General features: G+C 70.2%; 16 protein-coding genes. 9 read left to right on the top strand and 7 right to left on the bottom strand.

Annotated features, from left to right (window positions below; genetic code table 11):
* The first annotated feature begins 200 nt into the window (after positions 1-200).
* On the top strand, positions 201-2771 hold the full coding sequence (locus tag ABZ930_RS14630) for an FHA domain-containing protein (protein WP_361546897.1): 2571 nt from the start codon (positions 201-203) through the stop codon (positions 2769-2771).
* 113 nt (positions 2772-2884) lie between these two features.
* Here ABZ930_RS14630 and ABZ930_RS14625 read toward each other — a convergent pair whose 3' ends face one another.
* The 3 genes from ABZ930_RS14625 to ABZ930_RS14615 all read right to left on the bottom strand — a co-directional run bounded on the left by ABZ930_RS14625 (position 2885) and on the right by ABZ930_RS14615 (position 5729).
* Positions 2885-3631: a transglycosylase SLT domain-containing protein gene (locus ABZ930_RS14625; protein WP_361546894.1), complete on the bottom strand. Its 747-nt coding sequence runs from the start codon at positions 3629-3631 to the stop codon at positions 2885-2887.
* 320 nt (positions 3632-3951) lie between these two features.
* Positions 3952-5034, bottom strand: coding sequence for an S-adenosylmethionine:tRNA ribosyltransferase-isomerase (locus tag ABZ930_RS14620; protein WP_361546891.1), 1083 nt, complete (start codon positions 5032-5034; stop codon positions 3952-3954).
* Positions 5031-5729 carry an SDR family oxidoreductase gene (locus ABZ930_RS14615; RefSeq protein ID WP_361546888.1) on the bottom strand — a complete coding sequence of 233 codons (699 nt, stop codon included), beginning with the start codon at positions 5727-5729 and terminating at the stop codon, positions 5031-5033. The genes ABZ930_RS14620 and ABZ930_RS14615 overlap by 4 nt, the downstream gene beginning before the upstream one ends.
* Before the next feature lie 200 nt (positions 5730-5929).
* Here ABZ930_RS14615 and ABZ930_RS14610 point away from each other — a divergent pair, with 200 nt between their 5' ends.
* From ABZ930_RS14610 to ABZ930_RS14595, 4 genes are all read left to right on the top strand, one after another.
* Positions 5930-7075 (top strand): GAF domain-containing sensor histidine kinase, encoded by a 1146-nt coding sequence (locus ABZ930_RS14610; RefSeq protein ID WP_361546885.1) that lies wholly within the window; start codon positions 5930-5932, stop codon positions 7073-7075.
* Complete coding sequence (locus ABZ930_RS14605) at positions 7068-7709, top strand: response regulator transcription factor (protein ID WP_361546882.1); 642 nt, start codon at positions 7068-7070, stop codon at positions 7707-7709. The genes ABZ930_RS14610 and ABZ930_RS14605 overlap by 8 nt, the downstream gene beginning before the upstream one ends.
* A gap of 182 nt (positions 7710-7891) precedes the next feature.
* Positions 7892-8137: a chaplin gene (locus ABZ930_RS14600; protein ID WP_361546879.1), complete on the top strand. Its 246-nt coding sequence runs from the start codon at positions 7892-7894 to the stop codon at positions 8135-8137.
* A 224-nt stretch (positions 8138-8361) separates the two neighbouring features.
* A complete protein-coding gene (locus tag ABZ930_RS14595) occupies positions 8362-8601 on the top strand; it encodes a chaplin (RefSeq protein WP_361546876.1) in 240 nt (79 codons plus the stop codon).
* An 80-nt stretch (positions 8602-8681) separates the two neighbouring features.
* On the opposite strand, the gene ABZ930_RS14590 is transcribed toward ABZ930_RS14595, so the two are convergent.
* Complete coding sequence (locus ABZ930_RS14590) at positions 8682-9464, bottom strand: hypothetical protein (RefSeq protein ID WP_361546873.1); 783 nt, start codon at positions 9462-9464, stop codon at positions 8682-8684.
* Between the two features lie 175 nt (positions 9465-9639).
* On the opposite strand from ABZ930_RS14590, the gene ABZ930_RS14585 reads away from it, so the two are divergent.
* From ABZ930_RS14585 to ABZ930_RS14575, 3 genes are all read left to right on the top strand, one after another.
* The gene (locus ABZ930_RS14585; RefSeq protein WP_361546870.1) at positions 9640-10437 is read left to right on the top strand and encodes an ABC transporter ATP-binding protein; all 798 of its coding nucleotides are present in this window, start codon (positions 9640-9642) and stop codon (positions 10435-10437) included.
* A gap of 70 nt (positions 10438-10507) precedes the next feature.
* On the top strand, positions 10508-10939 hold the full coding sequence (locus tag ABZ930_RS14580) for an NfeD family protein (RefSeq protein WP_361546867.1): 432 nt from the start codon (positions 10508-10510) through the stop codon (positions 10937-10939).
* 137 nt (positions 10940-11076) lie between these two features.
* Positions 11077-12012, top strand: a complete 936-nt coding sequence (locus ABZ930_RS14575; protein ID WP_361546864.1) for an SPFH domain-containing protein — start codon at positions 11077-11079, stop codon at positions 12010-12012.
* Positions 12013-12122: 110 nt separating this feature from the next.
* Here ABZ930_RS14575 and ABZ930_RS14570 read toward each other — a convergent pair whose 3' ends face one another.
* From ABZ930_RS14570 to ABZ930_RS14560, 3 genes are all read right to left on the bottom strand, one after another.
* Positions 12123-12629 carry an HNH endonuclease gene (locus ABZ930_RS14570; protein ID WP_361546861.1) on the bottom strand — a complete coding sequence of 169 codons (507 nt, stop codon included), beginning with the start codon at positions 12627-12629 and terminating at the stop codon, positions 12123-12125.
* Positions 12630-12783: 154 nt separating this feature from the next.
* Positions 12784-13326, bottom strand: coding sequence for a YbhB/YbcL family Raf kinase inhibitor-like protein (locus ABZ930_RS14565; protein WP_361546858.1), 543 nt, complete (start codon positions 13324-13326; stop codon positions 12784-12786).
* A 44-nt stretch (positions 13327-13370) separates the two neighbouring features.
* A complete protein-coding gene (locus ABZ930_RS14560) occupies positions 13371-14153 on the bottom strand; it encodes a sporulation protein (RefSeq protein ID WP_361546855.1) in 783 nt (260 codons plus the stop codon).
* 133 nt (positions 14154-14286) lie between these two features.
* Here ABZ930_RS14560 and ABZ930_RS14555 point away from each other — a divergent pair, with 133 nt between their 5' ends.
* Positions 14287-14925, top strand: coding sequence for a DNA-3-methyladenine glycosylase (locus ABZ930_RS14555; protein ID WP_361546852.1), 639 nt, complete (start codon positions 14287-14289; stop codon positions 14923-14925).
* Positions 14926-15275 lie beyond the last annotated feature (350 nt).

Genomic DNA, 15275 nt, shown 5'->3' with positions numbered 1-15275 from the left:
TCTCCGGGTGTCGGCCGCACCCCGTCAACGGGGCGGCCACCGGCGCTCCGCAGGAGGTGCGGAGGGGACTTCACCACCCTTCGTGCGGGGCCCAACTTTCGGCCGCGGGGGCGTTCCTGAAATAGTTCCTCACGATGTTCGACATCCCTAGACTTCGCATGTCGGGGGAAAACTCGGGGGACAACTCAGTGGGGCGTGGAGTGCCTGAACTCGTACTGGAACTGAATGGCAGGACCTGGACGCTCGATCCGTCCCGGTCGTACACCCTCGGGCGCGACCCGGGGGGAGACATCGTGCTGGACGACGCACGGGTGTCCTGGCGGCACGCCACGATCAGCTGGGGCGGCCGCAGTTGGGTCATCGAGGACCACGGATCGACCAACGGCACCTTCGTGCAGGCCCAGCGGATCCATCAGATGGAGATCGGGCCCGGCTCGTCGGTGCATCTGGGCAACTCCACGGACGGGCCGCGCCTGAACGTGCAGGGAAGCGCCCGGGCCGCCGCCGTCCCGGCGCAGGCCGGACAGGGTGCGCAGGCCGCGCAGGCCGCACCGCACCAGGCACAGCAGCAGGCCGCGGGCCTCGCCCAGCAGCCGCCGCCCCAGCAGTACCAGCAGCCCGCCTGGCAACAGCAGACACCGCAGCAGGCGCCACCACAGCAACAGCAGCCCCAGAAGCAGCAGTGGCAGCAGCCGCCGGCGCAGCAGGTGCCGCAGCAGCAGGGACCCGGCGGAGTCGCGGGGGCGCCGCCGGTCTACGGCGACCGCAGCCCCACCACCTTCCACCAGCTCTCCCTCGGCCGCGTCATGCGCATCGGCCGCGCGCTGGAGAACGAGCTGGTCGTCTCCGACCTCCAGGTCTCGCGCCACCACGCCGAGTTCCACGCGACGCCCGACGGCCGCTTCGAGATCCACGACCTCGGCTCGCACAACGGCACGTACGTCAACGGCCAGCCGATCCCCAAGAGCGGCACCGCCCTGCTGGGCCCGAACGACATCGTCGGCGTCGGCCACTCCACGTTCCGCCTCGTCGGCGACCGGCTCGAGGAGTTCGTCGACACCGGTGACGTCTCCTTCTCGGCGCGCCACCTGACCGTCACCGTGGACGGCGGCAAGCAGATCCTCAAGGACGTCTCCTTCGGCGTCCCGGAGAAGTCCCTGATAGCCGTCATCGGCCCGTCGGGATCCGGTAAGTCGACGCTCCTCAAGGCGCTCACCGGATACCGGCCCGCCGATCAGGGCGACGTCCTCTACGACAACCGCAATCTCTACAAGCAGTTCGCCGAGCTGCGCCAGCGCATCGGTCTGGTCCCGCAGGACGACATCCTGCACAAGGAGCTGACCGTCAAGAAGGCGCTCAAGTACGCGGCCAAGCTGCGCTTCCCCGCGGACACCAGCGAGCAGGAGCGCCAGCAGCGCATCGACGAGGTGCTGCGCGAGCTCAAGCTGGACATCCACAAGGAGAAGAAGGTCACCTCCCTCTCCGGCGGCCAGCGCAAGCGCGTCTCCGTGGCCCTGGAGCTGCTCACCAAGCCGTCACTGATCTTCCTGGACGAGCCCACGTCGGGCCTCGACCCGGGCATGGACCGCGACGTCATGCAGCTGCTGCGCGGCCTGTCCGACGACGGCCGCACCGTCCTGGTCGTCACCCACTCGGTGGCCGAACTGGCGCTGTGCGACAAGCTGCTCGTGATGGCGCCGGGCGGTTCGGTCGCGTACTTCGGCCCGCCCGAGGAAGCCCTCAACTTCTTCGGCTACGACACCTGGGCCGATGTCTTCTCCGCCTTCGAGAACTACCGCGACTACGACTGGGCGGGCCGCTGGAAGGGCTCGCAGCACTACCAGATGTACGCCGCCGACATCGACGCCGTCGCCCCGCAGTCCGTGCAGATGCCGCCGCCCGCGGCCGTCCGGCCGCCCAAGCCACAGCCCTGGGGCGCCCAGCTGATCACGCTGATCCGCCGCTATGTGTCGGTCATCGCGTCCGACAAGGGCTTCATGGGACTGATGGTGATCCTGCCCGCGGTCCTCGGCATCGTCTCCGTGGTCATCCCGGCCGACTTCGGCCTGGGCCCGCCCGAGCCGCCGAAGAAGTTCAACAGCGACGCGGGCACCATCATGCTCATCGTCGCGGTCGGCATGTGCTTCTCGGCCGCGGCCAACTCGGTCCGTGAACTGATCAAGGAACGCGTGATCTACGAACGGGAGCGGGCGACCGGCCTGTCCCGCTCCGCGTACCTGATGTCCAAGGTGATCGTCCTCGGCTTCATCACGGCCATCCAGGGCGTCATCATCTGCGCCATCGCCTTCACGCCGCGCAAGCTGCCCAAGGAGGGGCTGCTGATGCCGCCGGCGATCGAGCTGACCGTCTCGATCATCGCCCTCGGCTTCACCTCGATGATGTTCGGCCTGGTCATCTCCTCGCTGGTGAAGACCTCCGAGAAGACGATGCCGCTGCTCGTCATGTTCGCCATCGTGCAGGTCGTCTTCACCGGTGTGCTGTTCCAGATCTACGGCTCCATCGGCCTGGAGCAGTTCGCCTGGCTGATGCCGTCGCGCTGGGCGGTCGGCGCCGCCGGTGCCACGCTCGACCTGTCGCACGTCATGCCGCCCTGGGACGAGAAGAACCCGAACAACCTCGACCCGCTGTGGGAGCACTCGGTCACCCAGTGGGGCATCGACCTCACGGTCCTGATCGTCCTCGGCATCATCTGCGGCTTCGCGGTCGCGCGCCTGCTGCGCCGCCACGAGCCCGAGGTCATGCGCAAGTGACCGGTCCCTGAACGACCGGAACGACAGAGAAGGGCGGCACCCTCGTGGGGGTGCCGCCCTTCTCTGCCGTGGGGGTCAGCGTGTTCCGGACCCGGAGGTCCCGGCAACGGGTCTCAGTACGCGCTGTTCACGTTGTCGATCGAGCCGTACTTGTCGGCCGCGTAGTTCGCGGCGGCCGTGATGTTGGCGACCGGGTCGTAGATGTTCGTCGACGTACCGGACACGTGGTACGCGGAGAACGTCGGCTGGATGACCTGGAGCAGGCCGATCGACGGCGTGCCGTTCTGCGCGTTGACGTCGTAGCCGTTCACGGCGCTCGGGTTGCCCGTCGACTCCCGCATGATGTTGCGGTACAGGCCGTCGTAGCTGCCCGGGATGCCCTTGGACTTCATGATGTCCAGCGACTGCCGGATCCAGCCGTCGAGGTTGTTGGCGTACGTCGGAGCGGCCGCCTGGGTCGCCGTGGCGGTGCGCTGGGTGGACCGGCTCGCGGCCGCCTTCGCCTCGCGCTCCTTCTTGGCCTTCGCCTCGGCGTCCGCCTTGGCCTTGGCCTTGGCGGCGGCGTCGGCCTTCGCCTTGTCCTCGGCAGCCTTCTTCGCGGCGGCCTTGGCCTGCGCGTCGGCGGTGGCCTGCTGGTGGGCGACACCGGCCTGCACGGTCTTGATCTGCTGGGCGCCGGCGTTCGAGGTGAAGGCGACCGGGGCGGCGGCCACGGTCTCGTCCTGCGCCGAGGCCTGCGTGTCGTGACCCGGAACCAGCGTGGCCGCGAGCGCGGCGGCGCCGAGCGCGGCGACACCCGCCACCGAGAGCTTGTGGGTGCGGGTCAGCGGACTATGACCGAAGGTGCGGTGCCTGGACATGGAGACGGGGACCTCTCGAAGAACGGAAGCCGCCCACAGGTCCGGGATACGGATGCCGTGTTTGGGACACGAACGCCGCGGGTACAACCCCGCGGCGCTGAGCGACGGGGGCCATTCTTAGCGGCCGCAAAAAACCGTGGCAAAGGTGTGACGTACGAAGCCGGGTAGTGGACCGGGGCGCGGAAAACGGGGGCCGGGAGGCCGCTCCCGACCCCCAGCCCCCGCGTGGCCACGGGACTTAAGTCCCGGGCCGTTCCACTAAAGACCTTCGTACGTGACCTGTGCCCTATGTGCGGGGTCACATCCGGAGGGTTGTCATCTCACTGAAAGTTGCTGCCGCAACGCGCGGAGTGAGGCTTCTCCTCCGGAAGGATGAGGTGCACGTCCCCGAACTCGTGCCACAGATAGAGCCCCCGCAGCGCCTCCTCGTACGTACGGCTCACCGCCGTCCGCCCCGCGATCGCCTCCAGCATCAGCAGATGGGACGCCTCCGGCTCGTGCAGCCCGGTGACCAGCCCGTCCACCACCCGCACCCCGCGCTCCGGCGTCACCACCAGCTCCGTCCAGCCGCGCGCCGCCCGCACCACCCCGTCACCGCCGACGGTCGACTCCACGGCGCGCACCGCGGTGGTCCCCACCGCCACGACCCGGCCGCCCCCGGCCCGCGCGGCGTTGATGAGCCGGGCCGACGCCTCGGGCACCTCGAACCGCTCCCCGTAGGGCGGCTCGTGCGACTCCGCCGACGCCACCCCCGTGTGCAGCGTGATCGGCGCGAACTGCACACCCCGGCTCACCAGCCGCGCCACGACGCGATCCGTGAACGGCCGCGCCGCACTCGGCATCTCGGCACTGCCCGCCCCGTCCGCGTAGGGCAGCGCGAACACGGTCTGGTACGCCGACAGCGGCTGGTCCCGCTCCGTGTAGGAGTAGCGGATCGGCCGCCCATGCGCCCGCAGCAGAGCCGGCACGTCCCCGCTCGCCCGGACCCACCACAACCGTTCACCGTCCGCCGAGAGAGGCTCCTCGTACTCCAGGCGTACGCCGTCGGGGAGCGCCACGACCGCACCCTCCGGCCCGCCCGCGCGCGGGCGTGTGGTGCCCCGCCCGTCCGGCTCCCGCAGCTCGACCGCCCAGCGCCCGCCGTCGCCCCGCGTCGAGAAATGCACGACCACGCGCGCGTGCCCGAGCGTTCCGTCCACGGCGGCCGCCAGCGTGGGGGAGGTGTTGACGACGAGCAGATCCCCGGCCCGCAGGACGTCCGGCAGTTCCGTGAACCGGTGATGGGCCACCGCCGTCCCGCGCGACACCAGCATCCGCACCGACGATCTGTCCCGCCCGGGCCCCCGCTGCTCGGCCGGGACCCGCGCCAGCAGCTCCTCCGGGACCCGCAGCGCGAGTGTCATCGCACCTCCAGCAGAGCGGGCGCCGCGTACCGGCCGCTGGCGGGCCGCTCGTCGAGCAGCCGCACGAAGGCGGGCACCACGTCCTCGGGCCGCGGCACCTCACCGAGATCCTCGTCCGGCTCCGCCGCCGCCAGCATGTCCGTCCGCATCCCGCCCGGATCGACCGCCCAGACCCGCAGCTCCGGCTCCTCCACGGCGAGGACCGCCGACACCTGGTCGAGCGCCGCCTTCGTCGCCCCGTAGCCGCCCCAGGTGCGGTACGCCTCCGTGGCCGCGTCCGACGTCAGGTTCACGACGGCACCGGCCGGCGCCCGCCGCAGCAGCGGCAGCGCCTCCTGGACCAGCGCCAGCGGCGCCACCACATTGACCTCGAGGGCCCGGCGGAACGCGTCGGCCGGCAGCTCCTCCAGCGTCACCAGCGGCTCCACCCCGAGCACACCCGCGTTGTTCACCAGCAGATCGAGCCCGCCCAGCTCCCGCGCCGCGGCGACCAGCCCCGCCCGGTGCCCGCCGTCCGTCACATCGCCCGGCACGGCCCGCACCTTCCCACCGTGCCCCGCGAGCCGCGCCGCGGTCTCCTCCAGCGGTCCCGCGTTCCGCGCGTCCAGGACGAGATCCCAGCCCCGCCCGGCCAGCACGGTCGCCAGCGCCCGGCCGAACCCCCGCGACGCCCCCGTGATGATCGCTACTGCCATGACAACCGTCCCCTTGCTCCGGCATTCCTGCGTTCTGCCATCAACGCCTTCGACGTCCTCAACGTAGGAACGGCGGGGGACCAGGCACCTCCGGCGCGGGTCGCGACGCCCCAGGGCCCTTCGCCCTAGTCCCGGGGCCCTAGGCGAAGGCCGCCACTGGACCGATACGGACTGTCACACCTCACCGGTACGGTGAGCGCATGAGTCACGGTCCACGGACTGGCCTGGCCGCGGTGAGCGCCGCGCTCCTGGCCATGAGCAGGCATCTCGAGGTGCGCGACGTCCTCAAGACGATCGTCGCCTCGGCGCGCGAACTGCTCGACGCCGAGTACGCGGCGCTCGGCGTGCCCGACGACCACGGCGGCTTCGCCCAGTTCGTCGTCGACGGCGTCAGCGACGCGCAGTGGAAGGCCATCGGCCCCCTCCCGCGCCAGCACGGCATCCTCGCCGCGATGCTGCGCGAGGCCCGCACCGAGCGCCTCGCCGACGTCCGCGAGGACCCCCGCTTCGAGGGCTGGCCCGCCGCCCACCCCGACATGTCCGACTTCCTCGGCCTGCCCGTCAAGGACGGCGACGAGACGATCGGCGCCCTGTTCCTGGCGAACAAGAGGTGCCCGAAGCCCCAGGGCGGCTGCGGCTTCACCCAGGAGGACGAGGAACTGCTCGGCATCCTCGCCCAGCACGCCGCGATCGCCCTCACGAACGCCCGCCTGTACGAGCGCAGCCGCGAGCTCACCATCGCCGAGGAGCGCTCCCGCCTCGCCCACGAACTGCACGACGCCGTCAGCCAGAAACTCTTCTCGCTCCGCCTCACGGCACAGGCTGCGGCCAAGCTGGTGGACCGCGACCCGGACCGCGCCAAGGAAGAGCTGCGGCACGTCGTGGACCTGGCGGCGGAGGCGACCGACGAGCTGCGCGCGGCCGTCGTGGAGCTGCGCCCCGCCGCCCTCGACGAGGACGGCCTGGTGGCCACGCTCCGCACCCAGATCCAGGTCCTCGACCGGGCCCACGGCGCCCACGTCACCTTCACGACCGGCGGCATCCGCGCCCTGCCGGCCGCCCAGGAGGAGGCGGTGCTGCGCGTCGCCCAGGAGGCCCTGCACAACGCCCTGCGCCACTCGGGAGCCGAGCTGGTCGAGGTGACGCTCCACAAGCGCGGCGCCGGCGCGGTGCTCCGCGTCACCGACGACGGCTCGGGCTTCGACCCGCAGGGGATACGCCGCGCGGGACGCCATCTCGGCCTGGTCTCCATGCGGGACAGGGCGAGCGGAGCCGGTGGCCGGCTCACAGTGGAATCGGAGCCCGGCAAGGGCACCACGGTCGAGATGGAGGTCCCCGGTGGCTGACGCGATCAAGGTCCTGCTGGTGGACGACCACCAGGTCGTCCGCCGTGGCCTGCGCACGTTCCTGGAGATCCAGGACGACATCGAGGTCGTCGGCGAGGCGGCCGACGGCGCGGAAGGAGTCGCCCGCGCCGAGGACCTGCGGCCCGACGTCGTGCTCATGGACGTCAAGATGCCGGGCATGGACGGCGTCGAGGCCCTGCGCAAGCTGCGCGAACTGGCCAACCCGGCCAAGGTCCTGATCGTCACCAGCTTCACCGAGCAGCGGACGGTCGTCCCCGCGCTGCGCGCGGGAGCCGCCGGTTACGTGTACAAGGACGTGGACCCCGACGCCCTGGCCGGCGCCATCCGCTCCGTCCACGCGGGCCACATCCTGCTCCAGCCGGAGGTGGCGGGCGCCCTGCTCTCCCAGGAGGAGACCGGCACCGGGCAGGGGAGGGGCGGTTCCCTCACCGAGCGCGAGCGCGAGGTGCTCGGCCTGATCGCCGACGGCCGCTCGAACCGGGAGATCGCCCGCGCCCTGGTCCTCTCCGAGAAGACCGTCAAGACGCACGTGTCGAACATCCTGATGAAGCTCGACCTCGCGGACCGCACCCAGGCCGCGCTCTGGGCCGTACGCCACGGCGCGGCGGGCTGACCACACGCGCTCCGGCGCACTACCGGACGGCTCAACGCTCCACAAGGCGGACGGTTCCCCTCCGGTGTGAGATTCATACCGTCGTGTGGATGTCATCCGAATGGCGCATCCCGTCGAGCCCGGCCGCGTTCTCCAGTGCGTGCTGCGGCGGCTGGCCGCGGTGATCCCAAGGAGGACTCGAAGTGAAGAACCTGAAGAAGGCCGCGGCTGTCACCCTCGTCGCCGGTGGGCTCGTCGCCGCCGGTGCCGGTCTGGCCTCTGCCACTGACGGTGCGCACGCCGACGGCAAGGCCGTGAAGTCCCCGGGCGTCGGCTCGGGCAACCTGGTCCAGGTCCCGGTCCACATCCCGGTCAACGCCGTGGGCAACACCGTGTCCGTCATCGGTGCCCTCAACCCGGCCTTCGGGAACCACGGCTTCAACGGCTGACGCGGCCCCAGGTCCTCAGGACCGGCGGCCCCCCGGGTACTCCCCGGGGGGCCGCTCCCTTTTTTCGGCCCCGCGCCGCCCGGACGCATTGATGTCATGGTCCGTTTATTGACCAGATCGGGCGCATCGCGGTCCGGCCCCGTGTCATCCGAGCGGCCCACGCGTTTCGCAGCGTGCGCCTCCGCGGTTCGGGGGCGAACCGTACATCTGGAGGAATTTTTCTCATGAGCATCGCCAAGAAGGCCGCCCTGGCCGTCGCCGTCGCCGGTATCGCCTCGGGCGCGTCCGCCGGAGCGGCTTTCGCCGACGCGAACGCCGAGGGCGCGGCCGCCATGTCCCCGGGCGTCGCCTCCGGCAACCACGCCGAGGTCCCGGTCCACGTCCCGGTGAACGTCTCGGGCCTCTCGGCCAACGTCATCGGCGTCCTGAACCCCGCCTTCGGCAACGTCGCGTCGAACGTCTGACGCTCACACCGAGCAGGCACGGCGAGCCCCCGCGGACCAGGTCCGCGGGGGCTCGCCCGTTCCGGAAGAGCCGCAGCCGCTCAGCCCCGCTCCCGCTCCTCCACGAACGCGTTGTACGCGGCCACCTGAGCCCGCCGGGCCGTCCGCTCGACCGGCCGCAGCGCCACGGACCGCGCCCCCATCTCGGAGGCGCTGACAGCCCCGCCGTGCCCGCTCCCGTACGCCACGGAGATCAGCAGCCCGACCCGCTGGGCCAGCTCCAGCACCCGCACGGCCCGCGGCGGATACCCCGGAGCGAGCACCTCCCGGCCCCGCTCGGCCCGGGCCCGGTACGCGTCCACGGCCGCCTCGGCCACCGGACCCGACCCGGCCACGTCCAGCCGCGTGAGCACCTCGGTCGCCTCCCGAAGCGCCTCCGCCAGCTCCCGCTCGGCCTCGCCCAGGGACGGCACATCGGCCGGCGGCGCCTCCCGCACGGGCAGGCAGTGCCACATCACCTCGACATGCACATCACCGTCCGGCCCGGCCTCGTACACCTCCGGTACGAGCCCCAGGGCGGCCCCCTGACAGACGACGGCCTCCTCGGCCTCCAACGCCCGCGCGTTGAACTCGGGCGGCCCGCTCAGCCCCAGTGGATGCCCCGGAGCGGGCAGCGCGACCCGCAGCCCGGTCGCCCCGAGCGCGCGCAGCCGGCCGAGCGCGAGCGTCAGTCCGACCGGACCGGCCTCCCCGGGAATCCCCTCCACCCGGTGCACCGCGTCCTCGCCCACGATGGCGAGCGCCGCGTCATCAGGTCCGACAAATCCGCCCAACAGGGCATTTCCCCAGGACGCCAGGCGCCCAGACCGTGGTTCCGACAACATGCGCACCACCTTAGAAGCCCCGGGAAGCCCTCCGTGACGCGAAAACCGCAGCCGCGGGAAAGGACTGTCGCACCAGTGGCGTAGGTTTATCTGGGGGCTGCGTCCAGTGGCGAATCAGCCGAACCGTCCGCGGACGCACGAGACAGCCGAGACTGCAATGGGAGACAACGCGCTCATGAGCGATGTACTGGAGCTGGAGGACGTATCCGTGGTCCGCGAGGGCCGGGCTCTGGTGGACCAGGTCTCCTGGTCGGTGAAGGAGGGGGAGCGCTGGGTCATCCTCGGACCGAACGGCGCGGGCAAGACCACCCTCCTGAACATCGCCTCGAGCTATCTCTTCCCGAGCTCGGGCACCGCCACGATCCTCGGCGAGACCCTCGGCAAGCCCGGCACCGACGTCTTCGAACTGCGCCCGCGCATCGGCGTCGCCGGCAACGGCCTCGCCGAGAAGCTGCCCAAGCGCCAGACCGTCCTGCAGACCGTCCTCACGGCCGCGTACGGCATGACCGCCGGCTGGCAGGAGGAGTACGAGGACGTCGACGAGCAGCGCGCCCGCGCCTTCCTCGACCGCCTCGGCATGAGCGACTACCTGGACCGCAAGTTCGGCACCCTCTCCGAGGGCGAGCGCAAGCGCACCCTGATCGCCCGCGCCCTGATGACCGACCCCGAGCTGCTGCTCCTGGACGAGCCCGCCGCGGGCCTCGACCTCGGCGGCCGCGAGGACCTGGTCCGCCGCCTCGGCCGTCTCGCGCGCGACCCGATCGCCCCCTCGATGATCATGGTCACGCACCATGTCGAGGAGATCGCCCCGGGCTTCACCCACGTCCTGATGATCCGCCAGGGCAAGGTCCTCGCCGCGGGACCGCTGGAGCTGGAGCTCACCTCCCGCAATCTCTCCAAGTGCTTCGGCCTCCCACTGGTCGTCGAGCAGAAGAACGACCGGTGGACCGCCACCGGCCTGCCCCTCGGCTGACCGCGCATCTCCGCCGTGCGGGCCGGACGTCCCCTGTCCGCACGGCCATCAGCGGATCTACCATGACCATGTGGCAGACATCGACGCATGGGTGTGGTGGCTGATCGCAGCGGCCGCACTGGGAATCCCGCTCGTCCTCACCGCCATGCCCGAATTCGGCATGCTGTCCGTGGGCGCCGTCGCCGGCGCCGTGACGGCAGGCCTGGGCGGCGGTGTCATCCTCCAGGTCGTGGTCTTCGCCGTCGTGTCGTGCGCGCTCATCGCCGTCGTACGCCCCGTCGCCGCACGTCACCGCGCCCAGCAGCCCGAACTCGCCAGCGGCGTGGACGCCTTGAAGGGCAAACAGGCCGTCGTCCTCGAACGGGTCGACGGCGGCGGCGGACGGATCAAGCTCGGCGGTGAGATCTGGTCGGCCCGCGCGCTCGACAGCGACGCCGAGTTCGAACCCGGCCGGCAGGTCGACGTCGTCGACATCGAAGGGGCCACGGCGATCGTCATGTGAACATCTCGGCACACCGCGATGTGGCTGGAACCAGCCACGACACCAGGGCTGTTCTGACAGACTCGACGAGCAAGATCCCATGATCTTCCGGCGGGACGTCGCCGGACGAAGTCGGCACGAAGGGCACAGGAGACGCGATGTCAGCGATCATCATCGTCCTGATCATTCTGGTGGTGTTGGTCTTCATCGCCCTGATCAAGACCATCCAAGTCATTCCGCAGGCCAGCGCGGCCATCGTGGAGCGCTTCGGCCGCTACACCCGCACGCTGAACGCGGGTCTGAACATCGTCGTCCCCTTCATCGACTCCATCCGCAACCGCATCGACCTGCGCGAGCAGGTCGTGCCGTTCCCGCCCCAGCCGGTGATCACCCAGGACAACCTGGTGGTCAACATCGACACGGTCATCTACTACCAGGTGACGGACGCCCGCGCCGCGACCTACGAAGTGGCCAGCTACATCCAGGCCATCGAACAGCTCACGGTCACCACGCTCCGCAACATCATCGGCGGCATGGACCTGGAGCGGACCCTCACCTCCCGCGAGGAGATCAACGCGGCCCTGCGCGGCGTCCTCGACGAGGCGACCGGCAAGTGGGGCATCCGCGTCAACCGCGTCGAGCTGAAGGCGATCGAGCCGCCGACCTCCATCCAGGACTCGATGGAGAAGCAGATGCGCGCCGACCGTGACAAGCGCGCCGCGATCCTCACCGCCGAAGGTATCCGGCAGTCCCAGATCCTCACCGCCGAAGGTGAGAAGCAGTCCGCGATCCTCCGCGCGGAAGGTGAGGCGAAGGCGGCGGCCCTGCGCGCCGAGGGTGAGGCGCAGGCGGTCCGTACCGTCTTCGAGGCCATCCACGCCGGAGACCCGGACCAGAAGCTGCTCTCGTACCAGTACCTCCAGATGCTCCCGAAGATCGCCGAGGGCGACGCGAACAAGCTCTGGATCGTCCCGAGCGAGATCGGCGACGCCCTCAAGGGCCTGTCCGGCGCGATGGGCAACTTCGGCCCGATGGCGGGCGCCCCGAGCCCGTCCATGAGCAAGGAGCGCCGCGAGCAGCCCCCGATCGACTAGAGCGCCCCGTCAGGGGCGCGGGGAACTGCGCGAGCAACCACAGCGAACCGCAAGACAAAAGGCGGGCCCATCGACCCCAAGGCCGATGGACCCGCCTCCGCACGTAGTGCCTACGCGGCAGCGCCCCTGCTCAACCAGTCCGGCAGCACGTCACCGCCCGACCCGAGCGACAGCAGCATCGCGTCGGCGGGAGTCGGCTCGAAAGGCTCCCGCAGCAGCGGCATTCCGGCCTGCTCGGGCGTCCGGTCCGCTTTCCGGTGGTTGTCCTCGGCGCAGGAAGCCACCGTATTGAGCCACGAGTCCGCGCCACCCCGCGAGCGCGGCACGACGTGGTCCACGGTCGTCGCACGCCTTCCGCAGTACGCGCACCGGTGCTGGTCCCGCACGAGCACGCCCCGCCTCGACCACGGCGCGCGTCTTCGGAACGGCACCCGTACGTACCTGCACAGCCTGATCACCCGCGGTACGGGCATCTCGATCGCGGCACCGCGCATGCGCAGTTCGGGATGGGCCTGCTCGACGACGGCCTTGTCCGTCAGCACCAGCACCACTGCTCGGTTGAGCGTCACCGTCGAGAGCGGCTCGAAGCTCGCGTTCAGCACCAGTGTGTCCCGCATCCTGCCCACCTCCCGTGCGCACCGGATCACCCCTCGGCGTCCGTGCGTCAACTCTGGCCGTGCACGCCGAGATGGACAACGCAATAAAAAATGCCCGCCCCTGATCAATTCCAAGACCAGAGGCGGGCAAACGTTCCGTGAACGCTGACTCTTGCTAACTCCCGGCGGGAGCCGCGTACTCGGCGACCACCTGGGCGCGCGCGAGCGTGTGGAACCGCAGATTGAACCCCACGAAGGCGGGCGAACCGTCGGAGTCGGGCCCCAGCTTCTCCTGGTCCACGGCGTACACCGTGAACACGTACCGGTGGGCGGGGTCCCCGGCCGGCGGCGCGGCGCCGCCGAAGTCCTTGGTCCCGTAGTCGTTGCGCACCTGTACGGCGCCCTCGGGAAGCCCCTCGAACTTGCCGGTGCCCGCTCCCGTCGGCAGTTCGGTCACCGAGACCGGGATGTCGAAGACGGACCAGTGCCAGAACCCGCTGCCGGTCGGCGCGTCCGGGTCGAAGCACGACACGGCGAAGCTCTTGGTCCCGGCGGGGAAACCCTCCCACCGCAGCTGCGGCGAGGTGTTCCCGGCCGCGTAGACCTGAGCATCGTCGAGCACCCCACCCGCTTCGAAGTCCTCGCTCACCACGCTGAACGACGGCACCTGCGGATGAAAGTCGTGAGGCAGCGGAGCACGCCCGGGCTGCTCGGTCACAACGACACCTCCATGTTGGACAAGCCTGCAGAGACAGACAAACCCTAGAACCAGTTCCGCTTGCTGCCGACCTCGGAGAGCCACTGGTGGAGGTACGCCGACCAGTCGGTGCCCTGGAAGTCGTGGTGCCCGACCACGAACGACCGGAAGGTGTCGCTGCCCTCGCTGAACAGCCCCGGCTTCTTGTCCATCTCCAGGACGACGTCCATCTCGCGGTCGTCGGCGACGAAGCTCAGCTCGACCTGGTTGAGCCCCCGGTACTGCTGCGGCGGGTAGAACTCGATCTCCTGGTAGAAGGGCAGCTTCTGCCGGGTGCCGCGGATGTGCCCGCGCTCCATGTCGGCGCTCTTGAAGCGGAACCCGAGCCCGATGAACGCGTCGAGGATGGCCTGCTGCGACGGCAGCGGGTGCACATTGATCGGGTCCAGGTCGCCCGAGTCGATGGCCCGCGCGATCGCCAGCTCGGTGGTCACCCCGATGTTCATGCCGCGCAGCTGCTGTCCGTCGATCGTGGTGACCGGCGTCTCCCACGGGATCTCGAGACCGAACGGCACCGCGTGCACGGCGTTGGCCTGAAGGGTGAAGGCACCGCCCAGTCGCGTCTTGGTGAACTCGATGTTCTGCTTGGTCTCCTGGTCCGCACCCTCGACCTCGACCCGCGCCTGCAGCCCGACCGAGAGACCCTCGATCTCCTGATCGACGGACCCGCCCTGGATCCGCACCTCACCCTGCACGACACCGCCGGGCACGACATTGGGCTCGATGAGCTCGGTCTCCACAGAAGCCCCGCCCGCCCCAAGACTCGCCAACAGCCGCTTGAACCCCATGTCCCGATTCCCTCCGTACGCGAACGAGCGCGCTAGACGACGACACTGCTTAATACTGCTGACTACAAACGCGGTACACCCGCGCCCGGTTCCGCACGTGCCCACTCCGCCGGTTCCATTACCCTCGGGCGGCATGATCGCGGCCCCTGACCGTACGCCCCTGCCCCGTGACTTCTTCGATCGCCCTGTCCTGGACGTCGCCCCCGACCTCCTCGGACGCGTCCTGGTACGCCGTACCCCCGACGGCCCGATCGAACTCCGTCTCACGGAGGTCGAGGCGTACGACGGTGCGATCGACCCCGGCTCCCACGCCTACAGAGGCCGCACCGCCCGCAACAGCGTGATGTTCGGTCAGCCCGGGCACGTCTACGTCTACTTCACCTATGGCATGTGGCACTGCATGAACCTCGTCTGCGGGGAGGAGGGCAGAGCGAGCGCCGTGCTGCTCCGCGCCGGCGAGATCACCCGCGGCGCCGAGCTCGCCCGCAAGCGCCGGCTCTCGGCCCGCAACGACAGGGAGCTGGCCAAGGGCCCGGCCCGGCTGGCCACGGCCCTGGACGTGGACCGTTCCCTGAACGGCACCGACGCCTGCGCAGGCCCCGGGGCGCCCCTGACGGTTCTGCACGGCACCGCCACCCCCGCCGACCAGGTGTCGAACGGGCCGCGCACCGGCGTCTCGGGCCCCGGCGGAGTCCACCCGTGGCGCTTCTGGATCCCCAACGACCCGACGGTGAGCCCTTATCGCCCGCACACCCCTCGCCGACGAACTTGACGCGCCCTTGCGGGATCCGTAATGTAGCCCGAGCCGCTTGACCCGGGTAGGGCGTTCAGCCACCACCCGAGAGCGGCCAAACCACTACTACGATTTCCCTCGGCGGGGTCTTTTCGGCGTGCCTGCACGCAGGAATTCAAGCCCGCGGAACTCGATTATGAGTCACCGAGAAAATCCGCTAACGTAGTGAACACGCCGAAAGGCAAAGGCCCTCCAACGGCCACTGGAAACAAATTCGGACCGGAAACGGAACGAAAAACGGATCTGGTAAGGTTGGAAACACGAAATACCGAAGGGAAGCGCCCGGAGGAAAGCCCGAGAGGGTGAGTACAAAGGAAGCGTCCGTTCCT

Origin of the sequence: Streptomyces sp. NPDC046716 (assembly GCF_040645755.1) — a bacterium.
Classification (GTDB): domain Bacteria; phylum Actinomycetota; class Actinomycetes; order Streptomycetales; family Streptomycetaceae; genus Streptomyces.
The sequence above is the reverse complement of the archived record's forward strand: the minus strand, read 5'-3'. Positions and strand labels throughout refer to the sequence as shown.